Here is a 23,574-nt window from a genome sequence, read left to right on the forward strand (position 1 = left end):
CCCCCGTCATTTGCACCACGGCCGCGAGTCTTCCCGCCATGAAACCGCTTAATGTCTCCGCCAACGCCAATACCGCTGTGATCGAAGCGGCGTATGAGGCATGGCTCAAGCAACCCGACTCCGTCGATCCGACGTGGCGCGCCTTTTTCCAAGGCTTCACGCTCGGCACGAGCGGCGGATCGCTCGGCACGGAGGGCGCGAATCTTCGGATCATCGACAGCTACAAGCAGGCGCAGGTCGGCCGGTTCATCAACGCGCACCGCGCCCACGGCCATCTCCAGGCGCACCTCGACCCCTTGGGCGAGCCACCGCCCGCGGACCCGAAACTGACGCTGTCGTATTTCGGGCTCGACGAAAACGACCTGGGCGAGTCCTTCACGCTCACCAACTTCAAGGGCGGCGGCCAGATGAAGCTGCGGGACATCGTCGACGCGTTGCGGCAGACCTACTGCGGCCACATCGGGGTCGAGTACATGCACGTGCAGGAACACGCCGCGCGCGAGTGGCTGCAGGTGCGGATGGAGCAGACGAACAACCAGCCGCGCTTCTCCCGCGCCGAGAAGATCCGGATCCTCCGCCGGCTCCACAAGGCCGAGCTGTTCGAAAAGTTTCTCCACACGAAATACGTCGGCCAGAAGCGCTTCTCGGGCGAAGGCGCGGAGACCTTCATCGCCGCGATCGATGCGATGCTCGAGAAATGCCCCGAGCTCGGCGTCGAGGAGATCGTCATGGGCATGGCGCACCGCGGCCGGCTCAACGTCCTCACCTCGATCATGCGCAAGCCCTTCGAGGTGCTGTTCGAGCAGTTTTCGGAAAACTACCTCCCCGAGTCCGTGGCCGGCGACGGCGACGTGAAATACCATCTCGGCTACGAGGCGATTCTCGACACGTCCTCGGGACAAAAGGTCGAGATCCGGCTCGCGGCCAATCCCTCGCACCTCGAGATCGTCGATCCTGTGGTCGAGGGCAAGGCCCGCGCCCGCCAGCGCGTGCGCCATGCCACCTCCGAGCGCCAGCGCGTCCTGCCGTTCCTCATCCACGGCGACGCCGCGTTCGCCGGCCAGGGGATCGTCGCCGAAACGCTCAACTTCTCGCAGCTGCCCGGCTACACCACCGGCGGCACCGTTCACCTCGTCATCAACAACCAGATCGGCTTCACCACGCTGCCGCACGAAGCGCGCTCGACGCGCTACTGCACCGACGTCGCGAAGATGGTCGAGGCGCCGATCTTCCATGTGAACGGTGACGATGCCGAAGCCGTGTGCCTGGTCGCGCAGCTCGCGCTCGAGTTCCGCGTGCGGTTCCAGCGCGACGTCGTCATCGACATGGTCTGCTACCGCAAGCACGGCCACAACGAGGCCGACGAGCCCGCGTTCACGCAGCCCGTGCTCTACCGCCAGATCGCCGCGCATCCGCTCGTCTCGTCCATTCTCACCGAGAAGCTCGTGCGCGAGGGCACGATCACGCCGGACGAAGCCGAAGCGATCAAGGCCGAGTATACCGCCGCGCTCGAGGCGAATTTCGAACGCGCCAAAGCCCGCGAAAAGGAAAAGGAAGGCGCGCGGAGCGTGCAGCAATCCCAGGCGATCGAACGCGAGAAGTTCAAGGGCTCCACCGCGTTCTTCCAACCCGCCTATCGCCACTCCACGATCGACACCGGCGCGGAGCCGGCGCTGATCAACCGCGTGGTCGCGGGGCTCACGACGATTCCGGGCAGCTTCAAGCTCAACCCGAAGATCCGCCGGTTCCTCGACAACCGCATCCGCGCGCATCGCGAAGGCGGGCCCATCGACTGGGGTTTCGGCGAAGCGCTGGCGTTCGGCACGCTGCTGCTCGACGGCACGCCGATCCGGCTGAGCGGCCAGGACTGCGAGCGCGGCACGTTCAGTCACCGCCACGCCGTGCTCTACGACGTCGACACGCGTGAGCAATACGTCCCGCTGAAAAACCTCGATCCGCAGCAGCCCGCGTTCTGCGTCTACAATTCGCTGCTCTCCGAAGCCGGCGTGCTCGGGTTCGACTACGGCTACTCGATGGACTACCCCCAGATGCTCTGCATCTGGGAGGCGCAGTTCGGCGATTTCGTCAACGGCGCGCAGGTCGTGATCGATCAGTTTATCGCGAGCAGCGAATCGAAGTGGCAGCGAGCCAGCGGCATCGTGCTGCTGCTGCCGCACGGCTACGAGGGCCAGGGGCCGGAGCATTCCTCCGCGCGGCTCGAGCGTTTCCTCGGGCTGTGCGCCGAGGACAACATCCAGGTGACCAACATCACCACCCCGGCCAACTTCTTCCACCTGCTCCGGCGACAGATGAAACGCGACTTCCGCAAGCCGCTCGTCGTCATGTCGCCCAAATCGCTGCTCCGGCACCCGGCGTGCGTTTCGCGACTCGACGAATTCACCTCCGGCCGGTTCCAGGAGGTGCTGGACGATCCGAAGCCGCCCGCCAAGGTCGAGCGGGTGATCTACTGCAGCGGCAAGGTGTATTACGATCTCTGTGACTTCCGCGATCGCCACCACCTCAACGACGTCGCGATCGTCCGGATCGAGCAGCTTTATCCGCTCCACCGCGACCGGCTCGCCGCGGTCGCCGACCGCTACAACGGCGCGCGCATCGTGTGGTGCCAGGAAGAGCCGCAGAACATGGGCGCGTGGACGTTCATCGCGCCGCGCCTCGCGGAGATCTACGGCTTTCCGCCAAAATACGCCGGCCGCGACGCCGCCGCCTCACCCGCGGTCGGGGCCCTCGCGCTGCACAAATTCGAACTCAACGCGCTGCTCCAGGACGCGTTCAATATCTAGCCGCCATCGTTCTCGTTCTTCATTCTCTTTCTCGTTCTCTCGCTACACACGCTCGTAAGAGAATGATTACGATTACGAGAAAGCGGACGATTCATCTCCCCCTCCCATGCCCAACCTCGAAGTCAAAATCCCCCCGATGGGCGAATCGATCATCTCCGGCGTGCTCGCCAAGTGGCACGTGAACAACGGCGACGTCGTGCAGAAGGATCAACCGCTGTTCGAGCTCGAGACCGACAAGATCACGTCCGAAGGCACCGCCGAGGCGGCCGGCCGGATCACGCTCTCGGTCGAGGCCGGGGCCGAGGTGAAGATCGGCCAGGTCGTCGCGACGATCGACACCGCCGCTGCTGGTGCCGCGACGCCCTCGTCGCGGCCGGCGCCGGGCGCGACTGCCACCGGCCAGGACGGCACGCCCACCTCCGCCCTGCCGAATCCCTACGCCCCGCCGGGCACCGCCCAAGCGGCGAGTGCCATTGCGAAATCGCCGGGTGCCGGCGCAGGTCAGCCAACCCCCGCGCCGAAATCGCTCGGCACGGAATCACCCGCCGTCCGGCGGCTCGCCGCGGAAACCGGCGTGGATCCCGCGAAGGTCTCCGGCACCGGCAAGGCCGGCCGCGTCACCAAGGGCGACATGCTCGCTGCTGCTGAGTCCAAATCAGCGGCCCCAACCATTGTAGCCGGGGTCGCCGACCCCGGACCGGGCTCACCGAGCCCGGCTACAACCGCTTCCTCGCGGGCCCAACGCCAGACCCGCCGCAAGATGTCGCCGCTCCGTCAGAAGATCGCGCAGCGACTCGTTGCCGCGCAGCAGGAGGCGGCCATGCTCACCACGTTCAACGAGGTCGACATGTCGCACGTCATGGTGCTGCGCGCGAAATATCAGGACGACTTCGTGAAACGCCACGGGATCAAGCTCGGGTTCATGTCGTTCTTCCTGAAAGCCGCCGTGCACGCGCTGCGCGAAGTGCCCGCGGTCAACGCCCAGATCGACGGCGACAGCATCGTCGAAAACCATTTCTACGACATCGGCGTTGCCGTCTCGACGGATCGCGGCCTGATGGTGCCGGTCATCCGCGACTGCGACACGATCGGCATGGCGGACATGGAAAAACAAATCGCGACCGCCGCGACCAAAGCCCGCGACGGCAAGATCACGCTCGCCGATCTCGAGGGCGGCGTGTTCACCATCACCAACGGCGGCATCTTCGGCTCGATGCTTTCGACGCCGATCATCAATCCGCCGCAGAGCGCCATCCTCGGCATGCACGCGATCAACGAGCGGCCGGTCGCGGTGAACGGTCAGGTCGTGATCCGGCCGATGATGTATCTCGCGCTCAGCTACGATCACCGGTTGGTCGACGGCAAACAGGCCGTCACCTTCCTCGTGAGAGTGAAACAAGCCATCGAGGATCCCACCCGGCTGGTCCTCGGCATCTGATCCTAACAGAAGCTAACGAAGGGAACGAAGAACCTCTCTCCTCCCTTCGTTTCCTCCGTTTCCTTCTGTAAAAATGTCTTCTGCATCCTTCGATCTCATCGTCATCGGCGCCGGCCCCGGCGGTTACGTGTGCGCGTTTCGCGCGGCGCAGCTCGGGATGAAAGTCGCGCTCGTCGACAAACGTCCGACGCTCGGCGGCACGTGCCTCAATGTCGGCTGCATTCCGTCCAAGGCGCTGTTGCATTCGAGCGAACACGTCACCTGGGCGCAGCACCACGCCGCCGAGCACGGGATCAAGCTCGGCCAGGTCGAGCTTGATCTCGAAGCGTTCATGAAGCGGAAGGACGAAGTGGTGGCCAAGCTCGTCGGTGGCGTCGCCCAGCTCGCGAAAGCCCGCAAGATCACCGTGGTCCACGGCGCCGCGTCTTTTCTCGACCGCAACACCGTCGCTGTAGCCGGGGTCGCCGACCCCGGCCAGCCGGGCTCAACGAGCCCGGCTACATCGCGTCAGACCCTCACGGCGCCGAACATCGTCATCGCCACCGGCTCCGCGCCGGTCGAGCTGCCGTTCCTCAAGTTCGACGGGAAAACGATCGTCTCGAGCGATCACGCGATCGCCTTCGCCTCCGTTCCGAAGAAGCTCGTCGTTGTGGGCGGCGGCGCGATCGGGCTCGAACTCGGCTCCGTCTGGTCCCGGCTTGGCAGCGATGTCACCGTCGTGGAATTCCTCCCCAAGATCGTCGCCAACTACGACGACGACATCGTGCGCAATTTCAGCCGGATCCTGACCAAGCAAGGCCTGAAGATCGAAACCGGCGCCAAGGTCACAGGTTTCCGCCCCTCGACGGCCGGCGCAACCGGCATCCTCACGGCTGAGCGTGACGGCAAGAAGCTCGAGTTCGAAGCGGACAAAGTTCTGGTCTCGGTCGGCCGCCATCCGTTCACCGACGGACTAGCGTTGGAGAAAGCCGGCGTGCAACTCGATGAAAAGAAACGCATCAAGGTCGACGATCACCTGCGCACGACGGCGCCCGGCATCTGGGCGATCGGCGACGTGATCGCCGGACCGATGCTCGCCCACAAGGCCGAGGAGGACGGCGTCGCCGTCGCCGAATGGATCGCGGGCAAAGCGGGCCACGTGAATTGGGATCTCGTTCCCGCCATCGTCTACACCTCTCCCGAAGTTGCGGCCGTCGGACTCGGCGAAGACGGCGCGAAGGCCAAAGGCCTCGCCGTCAAAGTGGGTAAGTTCAACCTCGCCGCGAACGGTCGCGCGATCGCCGCCAACGCAACCGACGGCTACGTAAAGATCATCGCCGACGCAAAGACGGATCGGATTCTCGGCTGCCAGATTCTGGGCAACAACGCCGGCGAGCTGATCAGCGAAGTCGTCACGCACATGGAATACGGTGGCAGTGCCGAGGACCTCGGCCGCACGATCCACGCGCATCCGACGATGAGCGAAGCCGTGAAGGAAGCCGGCCTCGCCGTGAGCAAGAGCGCGATCCACGCGCTGTGATCGGCAAGGACGGCTCTCCGGGCCGTCCCGCGTCGCGTCCGCCGGAGCGCGCCGTGCTGCGTCCACGCTTGCGTGGGAGCGCGGTCGCCCTCGGCCGCCTGCGAGCACGCGACACCACTTCGCCGTTTCCGCGCACCGCTGATCGCTCCCGCGCTCCGCCGGCATTGACGCGTCGCCCGCGTTCCGCCGCGCTGGTGGCGTGCCGGAATCCTCCCACCACGCACGCGGCGTCATGCTGATGCTGCTCTCGACCGTTTGCTTCACCGCGAACGTCCTGCTCATCCGCGCCCTCGGCGAATTCGCCACCGTCAACGTCTGGCTGATCAGCTGCACGCGCTTCGTCGTGGGCCTCGTGATGATCCTCGCCCTCTACCGACAGGAATTCCAGCCGCGCCACCTTTACCAGAATCGTCAGCTCATCAGTCGCGGACTCGCCGGCGGCATCGGCGTCTACGCCTATTACCTGACGGTGATCCACATCGGGCCCGGTCGGGCAACGTTCATCAACAATACCTACGTGATCTTCGGCGCCTTGCTCGCCGTCTGGATGCTGGGCGAACGCTTCACCGCTGCTCGCGCCACCGGCAGCACGATGGCACTCGGCGGACTTGCGCTGCTCACGAACCCCTTCGCCGCCGGCGCGGTTACCAGCATCTACGACCTGCTCGCGATTGGCGGCGCGTTCCTGTCGGCCTACATCGTCGTGACGATCCGTCAGCTTCACGCATCCGAGCACACTTCGACCATCTTCGCCGCCCAATGCGTTTACGGGCTCCTCGTGTGCTCGGTGCCCGCCGCGCTCCACCCGGAGCCGATCGCGCCGCTGGCATGGGCGGTGATGCTTGGCGCCGGGATCTGCGCCGGCGCGGGTCAGCTCGCGATGACCCGTGCGTTCCGCGAGTTGCCCGTCGCCGAAGGTTCGTTGCTGCAAATGATCGTGCCCGTCGGCATCGCCCTTGGCGGCTTCGCCTTGTTCGGCGAACATTTCACGCGGCACGAACTGCTGGGCGCCGCGCTGATCCTCGGCGGCACCACCTACACCTCACTGCGGCGGTGACACGGCACCCCGAACTTCGCTGATCTGCCCAGCACAGGTAGGGCGAAGCGTCCCCGCCGAGCCGTTTCGAAAAGCCGGTCTGCGGCTGTATGGAGAGCCGCGGCTCACCGGGACGGTTCGCCCTACCAGGATGGTGAAAAGGTTACGGTCAGCTAAAACGCCTACCGCTCCTGCTCGACCGAGACGACCTTGCCATCGCGGAAGACCACCTCGTCGTGCGAGCGCTCCCGGCGACCCGGCACCGTCAGGTAGTAGGGATAAAACGGGCTACCCCAACCGCGATGATACCAGCCGCGATAAAGCAGCATGCCGTCGTTGCTCTCGTAAGTGATGTAAGACCAGACCTCGCTGCGGCCGCTGGCGTCGATCCGCTCCCGGATGCGATCCGGATCTCCCAGCGCGAGTTTCACCATCTCCTGGTCGAATCCAAGTCCGACGCGACCTTCGCGAATGAGTTGTTGCTGCTCTGGCGTCAGTCGGTTGAAGAGCTCGGGCTGCTTCGCGATCCGCGTCTCCGGAGTCGAGCATCCGGCCAGCACCATCAGGCCGCCGACCAGGGCAAAAAGAGTGAACAAGGTTTTCATGAATCGAGAGTCTTGTGGTGGAAAAGTAGCGCCGCCGTCGCTTCCGGCAACTGCCGAAGAGGCTTGCCCGCGCACGTGACGCCGGACGTTCATAGCGGTTACGCGCGATGAAGACTCTCCTGCTCTGGGATATTGACGGCACGCTCATTCTCTCTGGCGGCGCCGGCGAACGCGCGCTCGTCCTCGCGCTCGAACGCGAGTTCGGCATCCTCGGCACGCTTGAGGACATCGAGGTCGCCGGCCGCACCGATCCGTGGATCGCGCGCCGCGTGCTGGCGAAATTCGCCGTGCCCGACACGCCGGAAAACGTGAGCCGTTATCTCGACGGCTACTTGCGCGCGCTGCCGCGGGAGCTCGCGAACCCTCACGCGCACACGCTGCCCGGCGTCCGCGAACTGCTCGGCGCACTCGCCTTGCGCAAGGACATCGCCCAAGGCCTGCTCACCGGCAACCTGCGGCGCGGCGCCGAGATCAAGCTATCGCATCACAAACTCTGGGGCCACTTCGCCTTCGGCGCCTTCGGCGACGACGGCGAAAACCGCGACGAACTCGGGCCGCACGCGCTGCGCCGCGCCTGCGCGCACCACTCGGTTGAGTTCACCGCGGAGCGCGTGTTCGTGATCGGCGACACGCCCCATGACATCACCTGCGGCAAGGCCTTCGGCGCGCGAACGATCGGCGTCGCGACGGGTCGCTACACGGTCGAGCAACTTCGCGCCTTCTCGCCCACCGCCGTGTTCCCCACCTTGGCCGACACCGCCGCGGTGCTCGCGGTCATCGATGGCGTCCCCGCCGGCGCACGCTCCACCTGACCGGCATTTCACGATGCGACGCTGCGCCATCGCTTTGTTCGCACTGGGTTTTAGTTGCGCGGTTCAGCTCCGCGCCGCTGATGAGTCGCCCTACGCCGTGGCCGCGGATCTTTTCGCGCCGAACTCCGCCGACCTGGGCCTGCAACCGATCCCCGGGGCGCGCACGTTCACCGTCTTCCGCCCGGACGAGAATACGGATCACTACAGCAACGGCGCGGTGCTGATCGCATTCAAGGAACGACTCTACGTGCAGTGGCAGAGTTCACGGCAGGACGAGGATTCGCCCGACACGTGGGTCGCCTACAGCTCCAGCACGGACGGCGAGCGCTGGACCGCGCCGCGTCCGCTCAGCCCGCCGAACTCCGGCGTGACGATGCACTCGAGCGGCGGCTGGTGGACGGACGGCACCACGCTCGTCGCATTCGTCAACGTATGGCCCACGGGCTTCCAGTCGCGTACCGGGGGCCACGCCGTTTACCGACTCTCCACCGACGGCGAAACGTGGAGCGCCCCGCACCGCCTGCTCGCGCACGACGGTCAACCGCTCGAAGGCATCATCGAACAAGACCCGCACGCCTACGACGGCCGGCTTCACACCGCTTTCCACGTCGCACCGGGTCTGACCGCGCAGCCGCACTACACCGACGATCCACTCGGCCTCCGCAGCTGGGTGCGCGGTTCGATGCCGCACCTGCCGCGCGATGGCGCGACGAGCCGCGAGCTCGAGCCGAGCCTTTTTCAACGCGGCGCCGAGCTCGTGATGGTTTTCCGCGACCAAGCGTCGACTTTTCGGCAACTCGCCTCGGTAAGCCGCGATCGCGGCGAAACGTGGTCACTTCCCGCCGTCACCAACATGCCCGACTCCCGTGCCAAACAGAGCGCTGGCAATCTTCCCGACGGCACCGTTTTTCTCGTCAATGCGCCGCACGCCGGCCGCGAGCGCATTCCGCTCGCCGCCACGGTGAGCCACGATGGCCGGCTCTTTGACCGCAGCTTCCTGCTCCGCAGCGCGCGCGACCTCCAGCCGTTGCGCTATCCGGGGAAATTCAAACGGCCCGGCTACCACTATCCCAAAAGCTTCGTCGCGAATGGCTACCTTTACGTCGTCTACACGACGAACAAGGAGGACGTGGAGCTGACGCGCGCTCCCCTCGCCGCGCTCGAAAATAGCCCGCGTTGAAGCGCCGTCATTGTAGCCGGGGTCGCTGACCCCGGCCGCCGGGCTCACCGAGCCCGGCTACATCGAACCCGTCTCTCTCGCGCCCTCGTTCCGCTTCTGCCGCCGCGTGTGATCCCACATTTTTCCCAGGCCGCACAATCACACGAAGGACCGGCCGGCCGAGAGCAACACGTCTCCCATCTGAGGGCGCTGCGCGGCCACGTCCTCGCCTTAAGCTTCAACTTTCAACTTCAACTCTATTTGCTCTTCCGCGTCTCGATCGCGCTGACCTTGCCGCCTTCGAAGATCACCCGCAGCACTTCCTCGTCGCGCCAGTCGTCGCCGAGCGTCACGCCCCCGGCGTATGCGCTCGAGCCACGCATCGTGCCCATCCCGAGCCCGAAGGAAAACTTTGGCCCCTTGTCCATGTAGACCCAGCCCTCCGCCTGTCCGCGGTCGGTCGTGCGCGACATGACGCGGTCCGGTTCGCCGAGCGCGACCCGCACCATGTCGGGCGTGAACCCGACGTCGACCTTGCCCGCGCGGACCTTCTGCTGCACGTCGGCGGGCCAGCTGTCGAAGGCCGCCTGTTGCTTCTGGATCCGCGAATCGGGTGTCGCGCAACCGGCGCCGAACAACAGCAAGGACGCGAGGAAGAGCCAACCGAAGTTTTTCATGAGAGGAATTTTGTTTGCTGGCGACAGCCGCGGCGCAAATAAGGACACCTTTCCCGACGGCCGGTTCACCCGGCCGAGGGGTCAACTCGTTCTGTCGCATGAAAACTTTCACGATCGCCATCGGCTCGGATCACGCCGGCTTCGCCTACAAGGAAGCCCTCAGAGCGGCTTTGACCGCGGACGGACACAAGGTCCGCGACTTCGGCACGTATTCGGATGCCGCGTGCGACTATCCGGATTTCATCCGGCCCGTCGCGGAGGCGGTGGCGCGCGGCGAGTTCGAGCGCGGCATCGTGCTCGGCGGCTCGGGCAACGGCGAGGCGATCGTCGCCAACCGCGTTCGCGGCGTGCGCTGCGGGCTCTGCTGGAACGAGCAGGTCGCGAAATGGAACCGCTCGCACAACGACGGGAACGTCCTCTCCATCGGCCAGCGCACGATCAGCGAGGCCGAGGCGATTCAAATCGCCCGCGTCTGGTTGGCGACCGAGTTCGAAGGCGGCCGTCACGCCGCGCGGATCGCGAAGATCGACCGGTAGCGGAACGCTTCCGCGTTTCGTCAAACCGCGCCGCCGCCTGGGAGCGCGGCCAGTTTACCCCGACGCGTCGGGGCCCTCGGCCCCAAGCTTCCGCCCCATTTCTCCGCGTCGTCGACGCGTGCGTGGGAGCGCGGACGCCCCGCCCGCTCCGTCCTTTTTTGGCTGCAGCAATCGTCGTTCCGGCCCGCTTGCGGCGAGCGCCGCTTCGCCCATGTTCGCGCATGCCCCTTTCCTTCAAGCACGTCTTCGAGCCCGGCCAGAATCCGTCCGCGCCGCCGTTGCTCCTGCTGCATGCCACTGGCGGGACCGAGCGTGATTTGCTCTCGCTCGGCCACGTGCTCTCGCCGGGGTCCGCACTGCTGGCGCCCCGCGGCCAGGTGAGCGAACGCGGCGCGGCGCGCTTTTTCGCTCGGCTCGCCGAGGGCGTGTTCGATTCCGAAGAGGTGGCCCGGCGCACGCACGAGCTGGCTGACTTCCTCGCCGCCGCGGCGCGCGAGTATCACTTCGATCCTGCGCGGCTGGTCGCGGTCGGCTACTCCAACGGCGCAAATGTCGCCGCGACGCTGCTGCAACTGCGCCCCGTCGTGCTCGGCGCCGCCGTGCTGTTCCGCCCCATGGTCGTGCTCGACGTGCCGGCGGCGCCCGGATCGCTCGACGGCAAATCGGTTTTCATCGCCAGCGGCACTGACGATCCGCTCGTGCCCAATGACCACCCGCTGCGGCTCGCCGCGCACCTTCGCGCCGGCGGCGCGGATGTCACGCTGCACTCCCAGCCAGCCGATCACGGGCTCACCCCAGCCGACGTCAGTGCCGCCCACGGCTGGTTTGTTCGCAACCTCGCGCCCGCCGGCACAACTTAATCTCTTAGCTCTAGACTCTCAGCTCTGGACTCTGCGCTCTCAGCTCTGGACTCTCAGCTCTCAGCTCCTCTTCCCCATGCACTATCGGCAACTCGGCCCTTCCGGCCTCAAAATCTCCGCGCTGTCCTTCGGCGCGTGGGTCACCTTCGGCAAGCAGATCGGCGACGCCGTCGCCACCAAGCTACTTCATACCGCCTACGATGCCGGCGTGAACTTTTTCGACAACGCCGAAGCCTACGCCGACGGCCAGGCCGAACTCGTCATGGGCACGATCCTCAAGAAGAGCGGCTGGCGACGCAGCAGCTATCTCGTTTCCAGCAAGGTGTACTTCGGTTGGGAGGACGACAAACCCAACCAATCCGGACTGTCGCGTAAGCACGTCGTCGACGCGTGTCACGACGCGCTGCGCCGGCTGCAGGTCGACTACCTCGATCTTTATTACTGTCACCGCCCGGACCCAAGCGTGCCGATCTACGAAACGGCGCGGGCGATGCACGATCTGATCGTGCAGGGCAAAGTCCTTTACTGGGGCACGAGTGAATGGAGCGCCACCGAGCTCCGCGAAGCGCACCGCGTCTGCGCCGCGCACGACCTGCACGCGCCGGTCGTCGAGCAGCCGCAATACAACCTGTTTCACCGCGCCCGCGTGGAAAAGGAATACGGCCCGCTCTATAAATCGCCCGGACTCGGCACCACGATCTGGTCGCCGCTCGCCTCCGGCATTCTCACGGGCAAGTACACTTCCGGTGTCCCCAAGAACAGCCGGCTCGATGCGCCTGGCATGGAGTGGTTGCGTGACATGATCCTCAACGATCCCGCCGCGAAAGCAAAGATCGCCGCCGTGCCGCGGCTCGCCGCGATCGCCGACGGCCTCGGCACCTCGCTGCCGAAGCTCGCCATTGCGTGGTGCCTCAAGAATCCGCACGTGAGCTCGGTCATCCTGGGCGCCTCGCGGGTCGAACAACTGCAGGAAAACCTCGGGGCGCTCGCCGTCGTCGACCAGCTCACGCCCGCGGTGATGCGCCAGCTCAACGCAATCGCGAAACCCGTCGCGACCTGATCGTAGCGGAACGCGCGCGAGCGTTTCGGTTCGCGTGCCGCCTGCGCTTGCGTGGGAGCGCGGCCGCCCTCGGCCGCACCGTGTCCCGATCTCCGCCCTCCCCTTCCCCGCTTGAGCCTGCGCCGTTTCCGGCTTAGGGCCTCAAGGCAACCGCTTTCGCTTCCGCGCCATGCGCCTGACCTATTTCGGACACTCGGCTTTTCTGCTCGAACTCGCCCGCACCCGGCTGCTGTTCGATCCTTACCTGCGCGAAAATCCACACGGTTCCGTCGACCCAAAATCCGTGCCGTGCGATCTGGTTTTTTGCTCGCACGCTCACTCCGACCACGTTGGCGACGCGCTGGAGCTGGCGCGGCTGCATCACGCCAAGATCGTCGCGCCCTACGAACTCGCCGAGCACTTCGCGGCGCAAGGCGCCGAAACCATCGATCTGATGCCCGGCGGCGGCGTCACGCTTCCGTGGGGACGGATCGACATGACGCCCGCGATCCACGGCTCCGCGCTCGAACTCGGCGACGGGAAAACCCTCTCGATGGGCCCGCCGAGCGGCTTCGTGGTCCGCGCCGACGGCCAGTCGCTGTACCACGCGGGCGACACCGCGCTCTTCGGCGACATGCGGCTGATCGGCCGTCACGGGATCGACGTCGCACTCCTGCCGATCGGCGATTTCTACACGATGGGCCCGGCCGACGCCGTCGAAGCGCTGCACCTGCTCCGGCCGCGGCTCGCGATTCCAATGCATTTCAACAGCAACCCAAAGATCCGCGTCGATCCGCACCGGTTCGCCGCCGAGGCCCGCCGCACGGGTCATCCGGTCCGCGTGATGTCCCCCGGCGAAACGATCGAGGTGTGACAGCCGGCTGAAAAAGGTTGCGCCCGACCGCCACGCGGGCCGTTAGGCTGAGCGAGCATCCAAGGAAATCTCGGCCGGCCCCGTCCGACTCCACCTTCCGAGCGTTTCTTGCTAACCAAGCCGCTGGTGGGGCGCGTTGTCCTCAACGCGCTCGGCTGATTTGTAGGGCGCAGGCTTGCTGCGCCCAAGCATCTGTCTCGCCGTAGTCGCGCGCTCGCCCACCTCCGCAATTTCGTCGCCGTCAGATTCTTTGTCCGCTTTCTGATTCGGCGGCAGCCATGGAGACGAAACCCACCATGAACGACGACGACGCCCTGCTTCGCTCCCACGTCGAACATCGGTCCGAACAGGCCTTCACGGAACTCGTCCAGCGCCACATCGGACTCGTCTACGCCACCGCGCTGCGCCAGCTCGGCCAGGACACGCATCTGGCCGAGGACGTCACGCAAAGCGTGTTCACCGATCTCGCCCGCAAAGCCGCCGGATTGTGCGGCCACGCCACGGTCGCCGGTTGGCTCTACGTCAGCACGCGCAAAGCTGCCGCCGCGGTCGTCCGGCGCGAGCAGCGGCGCAAGCGTCGCGAACAGGTCGCCCACTCCATGCACCTCACCGATTCGCCCGATGCGCCCAACGCCGATTTCGCCCGGCTCCGCTCGGTGCTCGACGATGCGCTCGTCGAACTGAAGCCCGATGAGCAGGAAGCGATCGTCCTGCGCTTCTTCGAAAAACACACGCTCGCCGAGGTCGGCGCCGTCCTGCGCGTCACCGAGGAAGCCGCCCGCAAGCGCGTGGACCGCGCTCTGGAAAAACTGCACGGTGTGCTGACGCGCCGCGGCATCACGTCCACCAGCGTTGCCCTCGGCGCTGCGCTGTCGCAAGCCGGTGCCGCCAGCGTGCCCGCCGGGCTCGCCGCCAAGGTCGCCGGCGTCGCCGTGGCGCAGGTCGGCGCCGCCAGCGCCTTCAGCTTCGCCTCGCTCGCCGCGACCTTGATCCCTCCCACCGCTGCCGCGCTGGTGGGCGCGCTCGGGCTGATTCCGCAGCACCGGACCAATCACGCAGCGGCCGCCGAACTCGCCGAGCTCACCGCCGCGAATTCGGCTCTGCCCGCGCTGCGCACGGAGGTCACACAACTCGCCCGCACGCTCGCCGACGCCCGTGAACTCGAGCGGGCAGCCGCCGAGCTGCCCGACCTGCGCGCCACTCTGGCGGCCTTGCCTCCGCCGCCGCCGCTCGTCACGACGAGCAACGCCGTCACGATCACGCCGCAGGGCACGATCTCCTGGGAGGGCGAACACATCACGCTCGACCACTTCGAGTCCAATCTCACCGCGCTTCATCTCGCCGCGAGCAACGGTGAATCCAAGCTGCTGATCCACGCGCGCGGAGTGCAATATCCCCAGATGATCTACGCCCTCGACGAGGCCCGGAAGGCCGGCGTCCGGCACATCGTGGTCGACAGCGACGCGATGCCCGACCCGAAATTCCCCTTCAGCTGGTTCTAGACGAGACCCCATGCGCACCAGCATTCTTCTTTCCCTCGTGATCGTTCTCGGCGCCGCGACCGGCCAGGTCCTGTTGCGCGCCCGCGCCATGCGCTTGGACGCCGAACTCGCATTGGCGCGTTCTGACCAACGCGAACACTCACGTTTGGCGGCCGAGCGGAATCGGCTTCGCGCCGCGCAACTCCCGCCCGCCCGCTATAACGAACTCCAACGCCTGCTGGCGGAACATACGCAGCTGAGCGGCGAGATCGCCGCCCGGAAGCAGCCCGCGCTACCCGCCCCGCTGTCCCCAGGCGAATGGACGCCGTGCAGCGCCTGGGCCAACCGTGGCCGGGCCACTCCGCACGCAGCGGTGGAGACCGCGTTGTGGGCGGCCGCGGGCGGCGACCTCGCGACATTCGAAGCCACGCTCGAACTCGATGAATCCGCCCGCGCGCCAGCCCAGGATCTTCTGGCGCGATTGCCCGCTTCGGTCCGCAGCACCTATCCCACGCCCGAAGCCCTCGTCGCCAGCGTCACGATGAAGAACATCCCGCTGGCCGAGGCTCAGATCGTGTGGTCTCACGAACCGGACAGCGATCGAGCGGCCATCGGCGTGTTGCTCCACCATCCCGAAGGTGCGCAGGCCAAGCCGGATCCGAACGTCTCGGGCAGCAGCCCACCACCCGCCCTGGCCGACAATCCTCGGCTGAGCCTGGCGACGCTCATGCTGCACCGCTCCGCCTCCGGCTGGCGATTGGTTGTCCCTGCGAGCGCAATCGAACGCATGGCGCGCGAGTTGACCGCTCCGCCTCCCTAGTTCGACGGCCGCGTCGCCCGCCCCGGCGATGCGCCCGACCGGCCCGAAATCTCTCGCTTGCCCGGGCCGGACCGGTTGCTCAGCGTCTCGGCTTGGACATGGCATTTCCCAACCCTCCCCCGATGCTCGCGGCCCGCGATCTTCGCGCCGTAGAACTCGAGTCCCCTTCCTCTGAAACCCTGCTGCAAATCTACGCCTGGATGCAGCTCGCGCGCACCGGCGACAACCGCATCCTCGATCTCTTCCGCCAGGGCTTGATCAAGGGCACCGTCACCGGCGGCCAGGGCAACGAGGGTCTGATCGTCCCGCTCGCGCTGCTGGCCGACAAGGCGATCGACGTCACCTGTTTCACGCACCGCGATCTCGGCGGACACCTGATCTGGAGCGGACACCTCTGCCAGCATCTCAACCAATACTTCGCCAACGCCGGCAGTCCGACCAAGGCTCGCGAGGGGAACGTGCACCGCGGCGATCCGAAGAACCGCTCGCTGCCGATGATCAGCCACCTCGGCGCGATGCTCGGCCCGGTGCTCGGGATGACCGATTCGCAACGCCGGCGCGGTCATCGCGCGGTCGGTTTCGCGTTTTTCGGCGACGGCTCCTCCAGCACCGGCGACGTCCACGAATCGCTCAACCTCGCCTCGCTGCTGAACCTCCCGATCCTGTTCGTGATCGAGAACAACTGCTACGCCTACTCGACGCCCATGTCGGAGCAGTTCTGCGAGGGCACCGCTCTTTGGCGACGCGCCGCGGGCTACGGGATTGAAGGTCTCGCGCTCGACGCAACCACGGACGTGGCCGCCACGGCCCGCACGCTCGCCGCTGCGATCGAAAAGGTTCGCTCCACCTCGCGACCGATGCTCATCGAGGCCCAGACGCTGCGGCTCCGCGGTCACGCGGCCTACGACACGTGCGACTACCTGAAGCCCGGCGAAAGCGAGGGCTTCTTTGCGCGCGATCCGCTGCCAAAATTCCGTCAGCAGCTCGCCGCCGCCGGCCACGGCGCGCGGCTCGACGCCATCGACGCGGAACTGTCTGCTTTCATCGAAGCGTGCATCAAGGTTTCGCTCGCCGTCGAGCGGCCTGCGGTTGATGTCGCCGCCCTGCAGGCCGACGTGTTCGCTCCTGGCGCCGCTCCGCTGCCGTGGAAACCGGCCGTGCCGCCGCTGCCGACGCTGCACGTCATCGCGCCTTCCGCGCCCTCGCAGCCGCCCGTGGCGCACGTCGAGTCCGGCACCACGCTCACGTTCGCCCAAGCCATCACCGCCGCGCTGCGGAAAATTCTCGCCGAGCAGCCCGATGCGTTCGTGCTCGGCCAGGACATCGGTACCTACGGCGGTGCGTTCAAGGTCACGGAAGGCTTGCTCAAGGAATTCGGCCGCAGCCGCGTGTTCAACACGCCGCTCGCGGAGAGCGCGTGCACCGGCTACGCGGTCGGGATGGCGCTGAACGGCCATCGGCCAGTCGAGGAATTTCAGTTCGCCGACTTCGCCACCGAGGCGATCACGCAGATCACGCTCAACGCTGCCACGCTGCATTTCCGTTCCGGCGCCGCCTGCCCGCTCGTGCTGCGGCTGCCCTGCGGCGGCGGCGTGACCCTCGGCTCGTTCCACTCGCAGGAGCTCGAGTCGTTCCTCCTCGCGATGCCCGGACTCAAGGCGCTCTACCCAAGCAATCCGCAGGACGCCTTCGACGCGATGCTCGCGGCCTACGAGGATCCCAATCCCGTGCTGTTCTTCGAGCACAAGGGCCTCTACCGCCGGCTCAAGCAAGCGGTCGTCTGGAACCCCAACTACCGCGATGTCTGGCAGCCGAAACAGCTCCGCACCGGCGACTACGCCACGGTCGTGAGCTACGGCGAGATGGTGCACCTCGCGACCGAGGTGTGCGATTACCTCGCCGCGGAATACGAGCACACGCTCGATCTGTTCGATCTGCGCTGTCTCTCGCCGTTGCGGCTCGATGCGATCCACGCCTCCGTCGCGCGCACCGGCCGGCTGGTCGTGCTGCACGAGGGCCGGCGGACGCACGGCTTCGGCGCTGAGCTCGTCGCCCGGCTCACCGAGCAAAACTTCGCCACGCTCAAAGCCGCCCCGCTCCGGATCGGCTCGCTCGATATCCCGGTGCCGTTCGCGCCGGAACTCGAACAGCGCTTCCGCCCAACGCTCGACTCGGTCATTGAGCAGGTGACCGCCTGGATGGGGTGAGAAATTTTGGATTTTGGATTTTCGAATCTAGATTTCCGGCCCAATCCATTCCCAGCCCCATCGCGCATGGCCCAATCGAAAATCAAAATTCGGAAATCGAAAATTCCCCGCGCCGCTTGGCGCGCCGTCCGCCTTTTCGCCATGGACGTCGACGGCGTGCTGACCGATGGCACGGTGCAGATCTCGTCCGACGGCAGTGAGGCGAAATCGTTTTCGATCCTCGATGGCATGGGCCTGCGCCGGCTCGACCAGGCCGGCGTGCTCACCGCGTGGATCAGCGGTCGCGCCTCGGCCGCCACGTCGGTGCGCGCGGCCGAGTTGAAAATCCCGCACGTCGTCCAGGGCCGCACCGACAAGCTCCGGGCGCTGCAGGAACTCGCCGCGAAGCTCGGCCTGCAACCGGGCCAATGCGTCTACATGGGCGATGATCACATCGACGCTCCCGCCATGAGCTGGGCCGGCATCGGCGTCAGCGTGCCCGCCGCGATGCCCGCCGCGCTGACCGCGGCCGACTACGTCACAACGCGTCCCGCCGGCCTGGGCGCCGTGCGTGAAGTGTGCGAGTTGATCCTCACCGCGCGCCGATGAAACGGTTTGCCATCAACCGTGCGGATCCCGGTAGCCGGGGGCGCCGACCCCGGTCCGGCCTCACCGAGGCCGGCTACATAAGAAAGCTGGTTGGAATCATCGCGCTCGGCGTTTTCGCGCTTCTGGCGCTGCCGGCCTTCGCCCAGATCAACGCCCCCGCGAAAAACTGGGCGCTGCCGCTCTTCACGCCGGAAGGTTACCGCTCAGTCACCGCGCGCGGCAGCGAAGCGCGCGCGCTCAGCGAGCGGCAATTCGAGGTCGCCGATCTCAACCTCACCTTCTTCAGCGGCGACGCCACGACTCGCGTCGACGCGGTGATTCTCAGCCCGCTCGCCGCCTTCCAGCCGGACGAACAGATCGCGCACGGCGAAAAACGCGTCCGCTACATCCGCGACGACGTCGAAGCCGCCGGCATCCGCTGGACCTATTGGCATGCCGACAAAAAGATCTCGTTGGACGGCGACGTTCGCGTAGTCTTCCGCGCCGAAATCAAAGACCTGCTCCGATGAGACCCCGCTTCCTCCTCCTGCTCCTCTGCCTCGCGACCGCGGGCCCCTTGGCCCGCGCGGCGCTCGAGCCGCAGGAAACCACGCTCACCTGCGACCACATGGACATGTGGAGCGAGGGCGAGGAAACCAAGGCCATCTGCACGGGCAAGGTCACCGTCACCGGCACCAACCTCCGTATCCTCTGCGACCGGCTCGAACTGACCGCCTCGCGCTTGACCGGCGGCGACAAAGCGTCCGTGCCGACGCTGGAAAAATTCCGCTACCTGCTCGCCACCGGCAACGTTTCCATCACGCAAGGTTCGCGCACCGCCACCTGCGGCCGTGCGGAGGTCCTGCCACGCGAGGAAAAGCTGATCCTCACCGACCAGCCTGTGGTGATCGACCGCGCCACCAACTTCGTCAGCGCCGGTGAGAAGATCACGATGCTCCGTGGCCAGGAACGCGTCGAGGTGGAGAAGCCGCGGCTCACCGGCCCGCCCATTCGGGATCTCGGTTTCGATCGCAACAGCACGCCGCCCGCCACCGGCCACGAGCCGGCGCCCACGCCCAAGCCATGAGCGATTCTCCTGCTGCCGTCACCGCAGCCGCGCCCGCGCCCTCTGCCTTCAGCGGATCCGAGATCCGCACCGAGGCGCTCGTCAAGGTCTACGGCGAGCGCCGGGTCGTGGACGGCGTGAACATGCGCTTCTGCGGCGGCGAGGTCGTCGGCCTGCTCGGTCCCAACGGTGCCGGCAAGACCACGACCTTCTACATGATCGTCGGGCTCATCGCCGCGACCGATGGCCGCGTCTGTCTCGACGGCGCCGACCTCACCAAAATGCGGATGCACCAGCGCGCCCGCCACGGGATCGGCTATCTGCCGCAGGAGCCTTCTGTTTTTCGCAAGCTCACCGTCGAGCAAAACATCCTGGCGATCCTCGAATCGATCGGCGTGCCGCGACGCGAGCGCGCTGCGCGCGTCAAGGCCCACATCGAGGAGCTCCACCTCACGCACGTCGCGAAACAGAAAGCCTACACGCTCTCCGGCGGCGAGCGGCGCCGCCTCGAAATCGCCCGCGCCCTCGTGACGCGCCCGAAATTCCTGCTGATGGACGAGCCGTTCGCCGCGATCGATCCCATCTCCGTCGCCGAGGTCCAGCGCATCGTGCTGCAGCTGAAATCGCGCGGCATCGGCATCGTCATCACCGACCACAACGTCCGCGAGACGCTGCGTGTCGTCGATCGTGCCTACCTGATCCACAAGGGCCGCGTGCTCGCCGAGGGCACCGGCGAGTTCCTGATCCAGGACGAACAGGCGCGGAAATTCTACCTCGGCGAGGATTTCGATCTGTGAGCACGTGCGTTGAGAGTTGAGGGCTGCGAGTTGGGAGACAGCATCTCTTTCACGGTCGCCGTTCTCACTGGCTCGGTTTCGCCCCTCTCAACTCTCAGCCCTCAACTCTCAACCGTTCCGGCCCATGCAAAAAGCGATCCACGGCATCACCGTCGCCCACTTCTTCGATACCTACCGCACGAAGCTGAAGATGGAGCTCATCACGGGCGAAGCCGGGCTGCACCGGCTCATCCGCGAGGGCAGCATCAACCGTCCGTCGCTGGCGCTCACCGGTTTCTTCCGCTACTTCGCGAACAAGCGCATCCAGGTGCTCGGCGCGGCCGAGATGACCTTCCTGCGCACGCTGACGCCGGAGAAGCAGATCGAGATTTTCCGCGGGATGGTGAAGCAGCACATCCCCTGCATCATCCTCACGCGCAATTTCCATCCGTTTCCCACCATGCTGAAGGTGGCGACGGAGATGAAACTTCCGCTGATCCGCACGCCGATGATCACGATGAACTTCGTGAACCTGGCGACGCTGTGCATCGACAACGAGTTCGCGCCCGGCTGCACCGAGCACGCCACCACGCTCGATGTGCGCGGCATCGGCGTGATGCTGCGCGGCAGCAGCGGCGTCGGCAAAAGCGAATGCGCGCTCGCGCTGATCGAACGCGGACACTCGCTCGTCGCGGACGATCTCACCGTCATCAAGCTGCTCGACGAGCGCGAGCTCATCGCCTCGTCGCGACCGCTCAACCGCGGCTACATGGAGTGTCGCGGCATCGGCATCATCAACATCGCCGAAATGTTCGGCGTGAAATCCATCCGGCTCGACAAGCGCATCGACCTCGTGATCTCGCTGCAGGAGTGGACGCCGGCGGCGGTCGAGGAGCGCACCGGGCTGGAGGAAAATTATTACGAAATCCTCGGCCAGCGCGTGCCGCACATCGAGCTCTTCGTCCGCCCCGGCCGCGACATGGCACGGCTGGTCGAAGTCGCCGCGCTCACGCAGGCGCTGAAGAAAATGGGCCACGATCCCGCGAAGGATTTCAACGACCGGCTGATCGCGTTCATGGCCACCGAGCGCAACTACGAATCGACCATGATCCGACCCGTCGCGGCGAAAAAACGCGCCGAGTCCAAGCCCGAGTCCGACGCCTGAGCAGCGGACGTGGCACGGGCGTCCCGCCCGTGTCGCCCATCTCCCCACCTCACGGGCGAGACGCCCGTGCCACCGCCGGACTATCGCGCGATTTTCGGGATGGCCCTCGCCCGTGTCGCCGCTACGGTCGGCCCCATGCCTTCCCCGCGCTCCGACGGTCGCCATCCCGATCAGCTTCGCCCCATCACGTTCGAAGCGAACATCGCGCCCTACGCCACCGGCTCGGTGCTGGTGTCCTTCGGCTCCACGCGCGTGATCTGCGCCGCAATGATCGAGCCCAAGGTCCCGCTGTGGATGCGTCAGCAGGGCGTCCGGGGCGGCTGGCTCACCGCCGAGTATTCGATGCTCCCGTACTCGACCCTCGACCGCAAACCGCGCGACATCAGCAAGGGCAAGCTCGACGGGCGCACCGTCGAAATCCAGCGGCTCATCGGTCGTTCGCTGCGCGCCGTGGTCGATCTGATGAAGCTCGGCGAAAACACGCTGTGGATCGACTGCGACGTGCTGCAGGCCGACGGCGGCACGCGCACCGCTTCCATCACCGGCGCCTACCTCGCCACCCGGCTCGCGGTCCAGCGGCTCGTCGACGCCGGCAAGCTCGCGGAAAATCCCGTGCTCGATTCCGTCGCCGCCGTTTCTGCCGGGGTCTGCGGCGGACAGGAGCTGCTCGATTTGAACTACGTCGAGGACAAGGACGCGGAGGTCGACGCTAACATCGTGATGACCGGCCGCGGTCAGTTTGTGGAGATGCAGAGCTCGGGCGAGGAAGCGACGTTCACCCACGAGCAGCTGCTCAGCCTCACTGCGCTCGCCCAAAAAGGCCTGAAGGAAATCGCCGCGCTGCAGACCGCGTTCCTGACCAAGTGCCTGCTCGCGCGGTAGCCCGCGGTCGCGCACTCTGCGGCGCCTCACGCTGGCCCGGGACCTGCTGAAACTCGGCGCATGCACTCATCCCTGCGCCCGTTCGTCGGCGGCGTGCTCCTCGCCGCGCTGCCTGCCCTCGCCCACGCTCATCCCGGCCACGACGATCCCGAGATCACCTGGGATTTCTCGCATCTCGTCGCACACCCGCTCGCCACGATCGGCTGCCTGTTGGTCATCGCCGGCGGGATTTGGCTGGCTTGGCATTTCGCCCGCCGTTCCGCCAAGCCTCCGCGGCCGCGGACCGATTCGCGCTAGGGCGGATTCCGCTGAACTGTAGCCGCCGAAAGGTAGGGCGAACCGTCCTCGGTGAGCCGGGGCTCGGCGGGGACGCCTCGACCTACCAGGTGCCGGGTTTCCGGACAGCCTCTAGCCATCGCGGGCGTCCGGTTCAAAGCCTCCGCGGATCGCATCGCATCCGCGGAAACGCCTCCGCCAGCACGGCGCGGATCGCTCGCAACGTCTCACGCAAGTACGCGCCATCGGGCGCGATGACTTTGATGCTCCAGCCGGCTTCGCGCAGCGCGCTGACTCCGACCCAGGCCCCGTCGCGGTGCAGCCCCTCCACCGCCGCGCGCCAGTCCTCGTCGGCCTCCGCACCCGGGATCAGAATGGCGTTCGCGAAGCACGCCGCTGCTCCGCTGCCGGCCAGCTCCGCGAGCGCGCGCAATTCCTCGCCGCTCTGGTCAACCCGTTCGCGCACCAGCAGCCGTCCGTCGAGCCGGCACTCGAACTCGAGGCAGAGCCGCCGCCACGCCCACGCCTCGCCATGCGCCGCACGGCCGGGCATCAGTTGATCGACAAAAAATCCGCCCGCGCCCCGCGTGAGCTCCACGATCGTGCTCTGCCGGTAATCGGATCCTCGATGCGGCACCAACGGCCCCGGCATGACCTCCAGCCACGCGCCCGCCGCCACCGTGAAATGCTGCCGGCAGGTCGCGACGCCGGCGTCCATCCGAAAGACCCGGCTCGCACTGGGCGTGGTGATGAGCAGCGCGGCTCCGGCGTCCACCGTGATCTCGGATTCGATCCGGTCGCCCGCGAGGATGCCGGCGGTTGGATTCACCACCTGTACCAGCAGCACGCGGCTGTCGTAGTCCCAATATGGTTTGCTCAGGTGAAACGGCGCGCGAAACGACTGCAAGGTCAGCGCCGTGTGCCCGAACGCGCGCGGCGCCGCGCGCAGATGAAGATGGCCGGCGAAGTCCATGCGCC

Annotated in this window: 23 protein-coding genes; 20 read left to right on the top strand and 3 right to left on the bottom strand. The window is 66.5% G+C overall.

Annotated elements, in window-relative coordinates:
* The first annotated feature begins 38 nt into the window (after window positions 1–38).
* The 4 genes from OTER_RS21160 (at window position 39) to OTER_RS21175 (ending at window position 6,815) form a co-directional block, all read left to right on the top strand.
* The gene (locus tag OTER_RS21160; protein ID WP_012376991.1) at window positions 39–2,801 is read left to right on the top strand and encodes a 2-oxoglutarate dehydrogenase E1 component; all 2,763 of its coding nucleotides are present in this window, start codon (window positions 39–41) and stop codon (window positions 2,799–2,801) included.
* Window positions 2,802–2,907: 106 nt separating this feature from the next.
* On the top strand, window positions 2,908–4,239 hold the full coding sequence (gene odhB, locus OTER_RS21165; protein ID WP_012376992.1) for a 2-oxoglutarate dehydrogenase complex dihydrolipoyllysine-residue succinyltransferase: 1,332 nt from the start codon (window positions 2,908–2,910) through the stop codon (window positions 4,237–4,239).
* Window positions 4,240–4,312: 73 nt separating this feature from the next.
* On the top strand, window positions 4,313–5,758 hold the full coding sequence (gene lpdA / locus OTER_RS21170; protein ID WP_012376993.1) for a dihydrolipoyl dehydrogenase: 1,446 nt from the start codon (window positions 4,313–4,315) through the stop codon (window positions 5,756–5,758).
* A 232-nt stretch (window positions 5,759–5,990) separates the two neighbouring features.
* A complete protein-coding gene (locus OTER_RS21175) occupies window positions 5,991–6,815 on the top strand; it encodes a DMT family transporter (RefSeq protein ID WP_012376994.1) in 825 nt (274 codons plus the stop codon).
* A gap of 161 nt (window positions 6,816–6,976) precedes the next feature.
* Here OTER_RS21175 and OTER_RS21180 read toward each other — a convergent pair whose 3' ends face one another.
* On the bottom strand, window positions 6,977–7,399 hold the full coding sequence (locus OTER_RS21180; protein WP_012376995.1) for a YgdI/YgdR family lipoprotein: 423 nt from the start codon (window positions 7,397–7,399) through the stop codon (window positions 6,977–6,979).
* 107 nt (window positions 7,400–7,506) lie between these two features.
* Here OTER_RS21180 and OTER_RS21185 point away from each other — a divergent pair, with 107 nt between their 5' ends.
* Complete coding sequence (locus OTER_RS21185; RefSeq protein ID WP_012376996.1) at window positions 7,507–8,211, top strand: HAD family hydrolase; 705 nt, start codon at window positions 7,507–7,509, stop codon at window positions 8,209–8,211.
* Between the two features lie 97 nt (window positions 8,212–8,308).
* Window positions 8,309–9,391, top strand: coding sequence for a sialidase family protein (locus OTER_RS21190; RefSeq protein ID WP_202796007.1), 1,083 nt, complete (start codon window positions 8,309–8,311; stop codon window positions 9,389–9,391).
* 236 nt (window positions 9,392–9,627) lie between these two features.
* On the opposite strand, the gene OTER_RS21195 is transcribed toward OTER_RS21190, so the two are convergent.
* Window positions 9,628–10,047: a hypothetical protein gene (locus OTER_RS21195; protein ID WP_012376998.1), complete on the bottom strand. Its 420-nt coding sequence runs from the start codon at window positions 10,045–10,047 to the stop codon at window positions 9,628–9,630.
* 98 nt (window positions 10,048–10,145) lie between these two features.
* Between OTER_RS21195 and rpiB the strand changes: the two genes are divergently transcribed.
* From rpiB to OTER_RS21265, 14 genes are all read left to right on the top strand, one after another.
* Entirely contained in the window at window positions 10,146–10,583 is a 438-nt protein-coding gene (gene rpiB, locus OTER_RS21200) for a ribose 5-phosphate isomerase B (protein ID WP_012376999.1), read from the top strand.
* Window positions 10,584–10,804: 221 nt separating this feature from the next.
* Window positions 10,805–11,443 carry an alpha/beta hydrolase gene (locus OTER_RS21205; RefSeq protein WP_012377000.1) on the top strand — a complete coding sequence of 213 codons (639 nt, stop codon included), beginning with the start codon at window positions 10,805–10,807 and terminating at the stop codon, window positions 11,441–11,443.
* 76 nt (window positions 11,444–11,519) lie between these two features.
* The gene (locus tag OTER_RS21210) at window positions 11,520–12,503 is read left to right on the top strand and encodes a potassium channel beta subunit family protein (RefSeq protein WP_012377001.1); all 984 of its coding nucleotides are present in this window, start codon (window positions 11,520–11,522) and stop codon (window positions 12,501–12,503) included.
* A 169-nt stretch (window positions 12,504–12,672) separates the two neighbouring features.
* Window positions 12,673–13,356 (top strand): metal-dependent hydrolase, encoded by a 684-nt coding sequence (locus OTER_RS21215; RefSeq protein WP_012377002.1) that lies wholly within the window; start codon window positions 12,673–12,675, stop codon window positions 13,354–13,356.
* 278 nt (window positions 13,357–13,634) lie between these two features.
* On the top strand, window positions 13,635–14,858 hold the full coding sequence (locus OTER_RS21220; RefSeq protein WP_012377003.1) for a sigma-70 family RNA polymerase sigma factor: 1,224 nt from the start codon (window positions 13,635–13,637) through the stop codon (window positions 14,856–14,858).
* Between the two features lie 10 nt (window positions 14,859–14,868).
* Window positions 14,869–15,657: a hypothetical protein gene (locus OTER_RS21225; protein WP_012377004.1), complete on the top strand. Its 789-nt coding sequence runs from the start codon at window positions 14,869–14,871 to the stop codon at window positions 15,655–15,657.
* Window positions 15,658–15,779: 122 nt separating this feature from the next.
* Window positions 15,780–17,864 (top strand): thiamine pyrophosphate-dependent enzyme, encoded by a 2,085-nt coding sequence (locus OTER_RS21230; RefSeq protein ID WP_012377005.1) that lies wholly within the window; start codon window positions 15,780–15,782, stop codon window positions 17,862–17,864.
* A gap of 66 nt (window positions 17,865–17,930) precedes the next feature.
* A complete protein-coding gene (locus OTER_RS21235) occupies window positions 17,931–18,452 on the top strand; it encodes a KdsC family phosphatase (protein WP_012377006.1) in 522 nt (173 codons plus the stop codon).
* Window positions 18,449–18,961 (top strand): hypothetical protein, encoded by a 513-nt coding sequence (locus OTER_RS21240; protein ID WP_012377007.1) that lies wholly within the window; start codon window positions 18,449–18,451, stop codon window positions 18,959–18,961. Before OTER_RS21235 ends, OTER_RS21240 begins: the two co-directional genes overlap by 4 nt.
* Entirely contained in the window at window positions 18,958–19,518 is a 561-nt protein-coding gene (locus OTER_RS21245; RefSeq protein ID WP_012377008.1) for an LptA/OstA family protein, read from the top strand. Before OTER_RS21240 ends, OTER_RS21245 begins: the two co-directional genes overlap by 4 nt.
* Complete coding sequence (gene lptB / locus OTER_RS21250) at window positions 19,515–20,294, top strand: LPS export ABC transporter ATP-binding protein (protein ID WP_012377009.1); 780 nt, start codon at window positions 19,515–19,517, stop codon at window positions 20,292–20,294. The genes OTER_RS21245 and lptB overlap by 4 nt, the downstream gene beginning before the upstream one ends.
* Before the next feature lie 124 nt (window positions 20,295–20,418).
* Entirely contained in the window at window positions 20,419–21,438 is a 1,020-nt protein-coding gene (gene hprK, locus OTER_RS21255; protein WP_012377010.1) for an HPr(Ser) kinase/phosphatase, read from the top strand.
* A 135-nt stretch (window positions 21,439–21,573) separates the two neighbouring features.
* Window positions 21,574–22,320 carry a ribonuclease PH gene (gene rph, locus OTER_RS21260; protein ID WP_044892797.1) on the top strand — a complete coding sequence of 249 codons (747 nt, stop codon included), beginning with the start codon at window positions 21,574–21,576 and terminating at the stop codon, window positions 22,318–22,320.
* 60 nt (window positions 22,321–22,380) lie between these two features.
* Window positions 22,381–22,617: a hypothetical protein gene (locus OTER_RS21265; protein ID WP_012377012.1), complete on the top strand. Its 237-nt coding sequence runs from the start codon at window positions 22,381–22,383 to the stop codon at window positions 22,615–22,617.
* A gap of 133 nt (window positions 22,618–22,750) precedes the next feature.
* Here the strand turns inward: OTER_RS21265 and OTER_RS21270 are convergent, their stop codons facing one another.
* Window positions 22,751–23,569 carry an urease accessory protein UreD gene (locus OTER_RS21270; RefSeq protein ID WP_012377013.1) on the bottom strand — a complete coding sequence of 273 codons (819 nt, stop codon included), beginning with the start codon at window positions 23,567–23,569 and terminating at the stop codon, window positions 22,751–22,753.
* Window positions 23,570–23,574 lie beyond the last annotated feature (5 nt).

It is taken from the genome of Opitutus terrae PB90-1, assembly GCF_000019965.1.
Taxonomy (GTDB): domain Bacteria; phylum Verrucomicrobiota; class Verrucomicrobiia; order Opitutales; family Opitutaceae; genus Opitutus; species Opitutus terrae.

What these genes read in the sequence shown, in the direction of transcription:
- OTER_RS21160 (WP_012376991.1), top strand. Translation starts at nt 39, where the DNA reads ATGAAACCGCTTAATGTCTCCGCCAACGCCAATACCGCTGTGATCGAA.
- odhB (WP_012376992.1), top strand. Translation starts at nt 2,908, where the DNA reads ATGCCCAACCTCGAAGTCAAAATCCCCCCGATGGGCGAATCGATCATC.
- lpdA (WP_012376993.1), top strand. Translation starts at nt 4,313, where the DNA reads ATGTCTTCTGCATCCTTCGATCTCATCGTCATCGGCGCCGGCCCCGGC.
- OTER_RS21175 (WP_012376994.1), top strand. Translation starts at nt 5,991, where the DNA reads ATGCTGATGCTGCTCTCGACCGTTTGCTTCACCGCGAACGTCCTGCTC.
- OTER_RS21180 (WP_012376995.1), bottom strand. Translation starts at nt 7,399, where the DNA reads ATGAAAACCTTGTTCACTCTTTTTGCCCTGGTCGGCGGCCTGATGGTG.
- OTER_RS21185 (WP_012376996.1), top strand. Translation starts at nt 7,507, where the DNA reads ATGAAGACTCTCCTGCTCTGGGATATTGACGGCACGCTCATTCTCTCT.
- OTER_RS21195 (WP_012376998.1), bottom strand. Translation starts at nt 10,047, where the DNA reads ATGAAAAACTTCGGTTGGCTCTTCCTCGCGTCCTTGCTGTTGTTCGGC.
- rpiB (WP_012376999.1), top strand. Translation starts at nt 10,146, where the DNA reads ATGAAAACTTTCACGATCGCCATCGGCTCGGATCACGCCGGCTTCGCC.
- OTER_RS21205 (WP_012377000.1), top strand. Translation starts at nt 10,805, where the DNA reads ATGCCCCTTTCCTTCAAGCACGTCTTCGAGCCCGGCCAGAATCCGTCC.
- OTER_RS21210 (WP_012377001.1), top strand. Translation starts at nt 11,520, where the DNA reads ATGCACTATCGGCAACTCGGCCCTTCCGGCCTCAAAATCTCCGCGCTG.
- OTER_RS21215 (WP_012377002.1), top strand. Translation starts at nt 12,673, where the DNA reads ATGCGCCTGACCTATTTCGGACACTCGGCTTTTCTGCTCGAACTCGCC.
- OTER_RS21220 (WP_012377003.1), top strand. Translation starts at nt 13,635, where the DNA reads ATGGAGACGAAACCCACCATGAACGACGACGACGCCCTGCTTCGCTCC.
- OTER_RS21225 (WP_012377004.1), top strand. Translation starts at nt 14,869, where the DNA reads ATGCGCACCAGCATTCTTCTTTCCCTCGTGATCGTTCTCGGCGCCGCG.
- OTER_RS21230 (WP_012377005.1), top strand. Translation starts at nt 15,780, where the DNA reads ATGCTCGCGGCCCGCGATCTTCGCGCCGTAGAACTCGAGTCCCCTTCC.
- OTER_RS21235 (WP_012377006.1), top strand. Translation starts at nt 17,931, where the DNA reads ATGGCCCAATCGAAAATCAAAATTCGGAAATCGAAAATTCCCCGCGCC.
- OTER_RS21240 (WP_012377007.1), top strand. Translation starts at nt 18,449, where the DNA reads ATGAAACGGTTTGCCATCAACCGTGCGGATCCCGGTAGCCGGGGGCGC.
- OTER_RS21245 (WP_012377008.1), top strand. Translation starts at nt 18,958, where the DNA reads ATGAGACCCCGCTTCCTCCTCCTGCTCCTCTGCCTCGCGACCGCGGGC.
- lptB (WP_012377009.1), top strand. Translation starts at nt 19,515, where the DNA reads ATGAGCGATTCTCCTGCTGCCGTCACCGCAGCCGCGCCCGCGCCCTCT.
- hprK (WP_012377010.1), top strand. Translation starts at nt 20,419, where the DNA reads ATGCAAAAAGCGATCCACGGCATCACCGTCGCCCACTTCTTCGATACC.
- rph (WP_044892797.1), top strand. Translation starts at nt 21,574, where the DNA reads ATGCCTTCCCCGCGCTCCGACGGTCGCCATCCCGATCAGCTTCGCCCC.
- OTER_RS21265 (WP_012377012.1), top strand. Translation starts at nt 22,381, where the DNA reads ATGCACTCATCCCTGCGCCCGTTCGTCGGCGGCGTGCTCCTCGCCGCG.
- OTER_RS21270 (WP_012377013.1), bottom strand. Translation starts at nt 23,569, where the DNA reads ATGGACTTCGCCGGCCATCTTCATCTGCGCGCGGCGCCGCGCGCGTTC.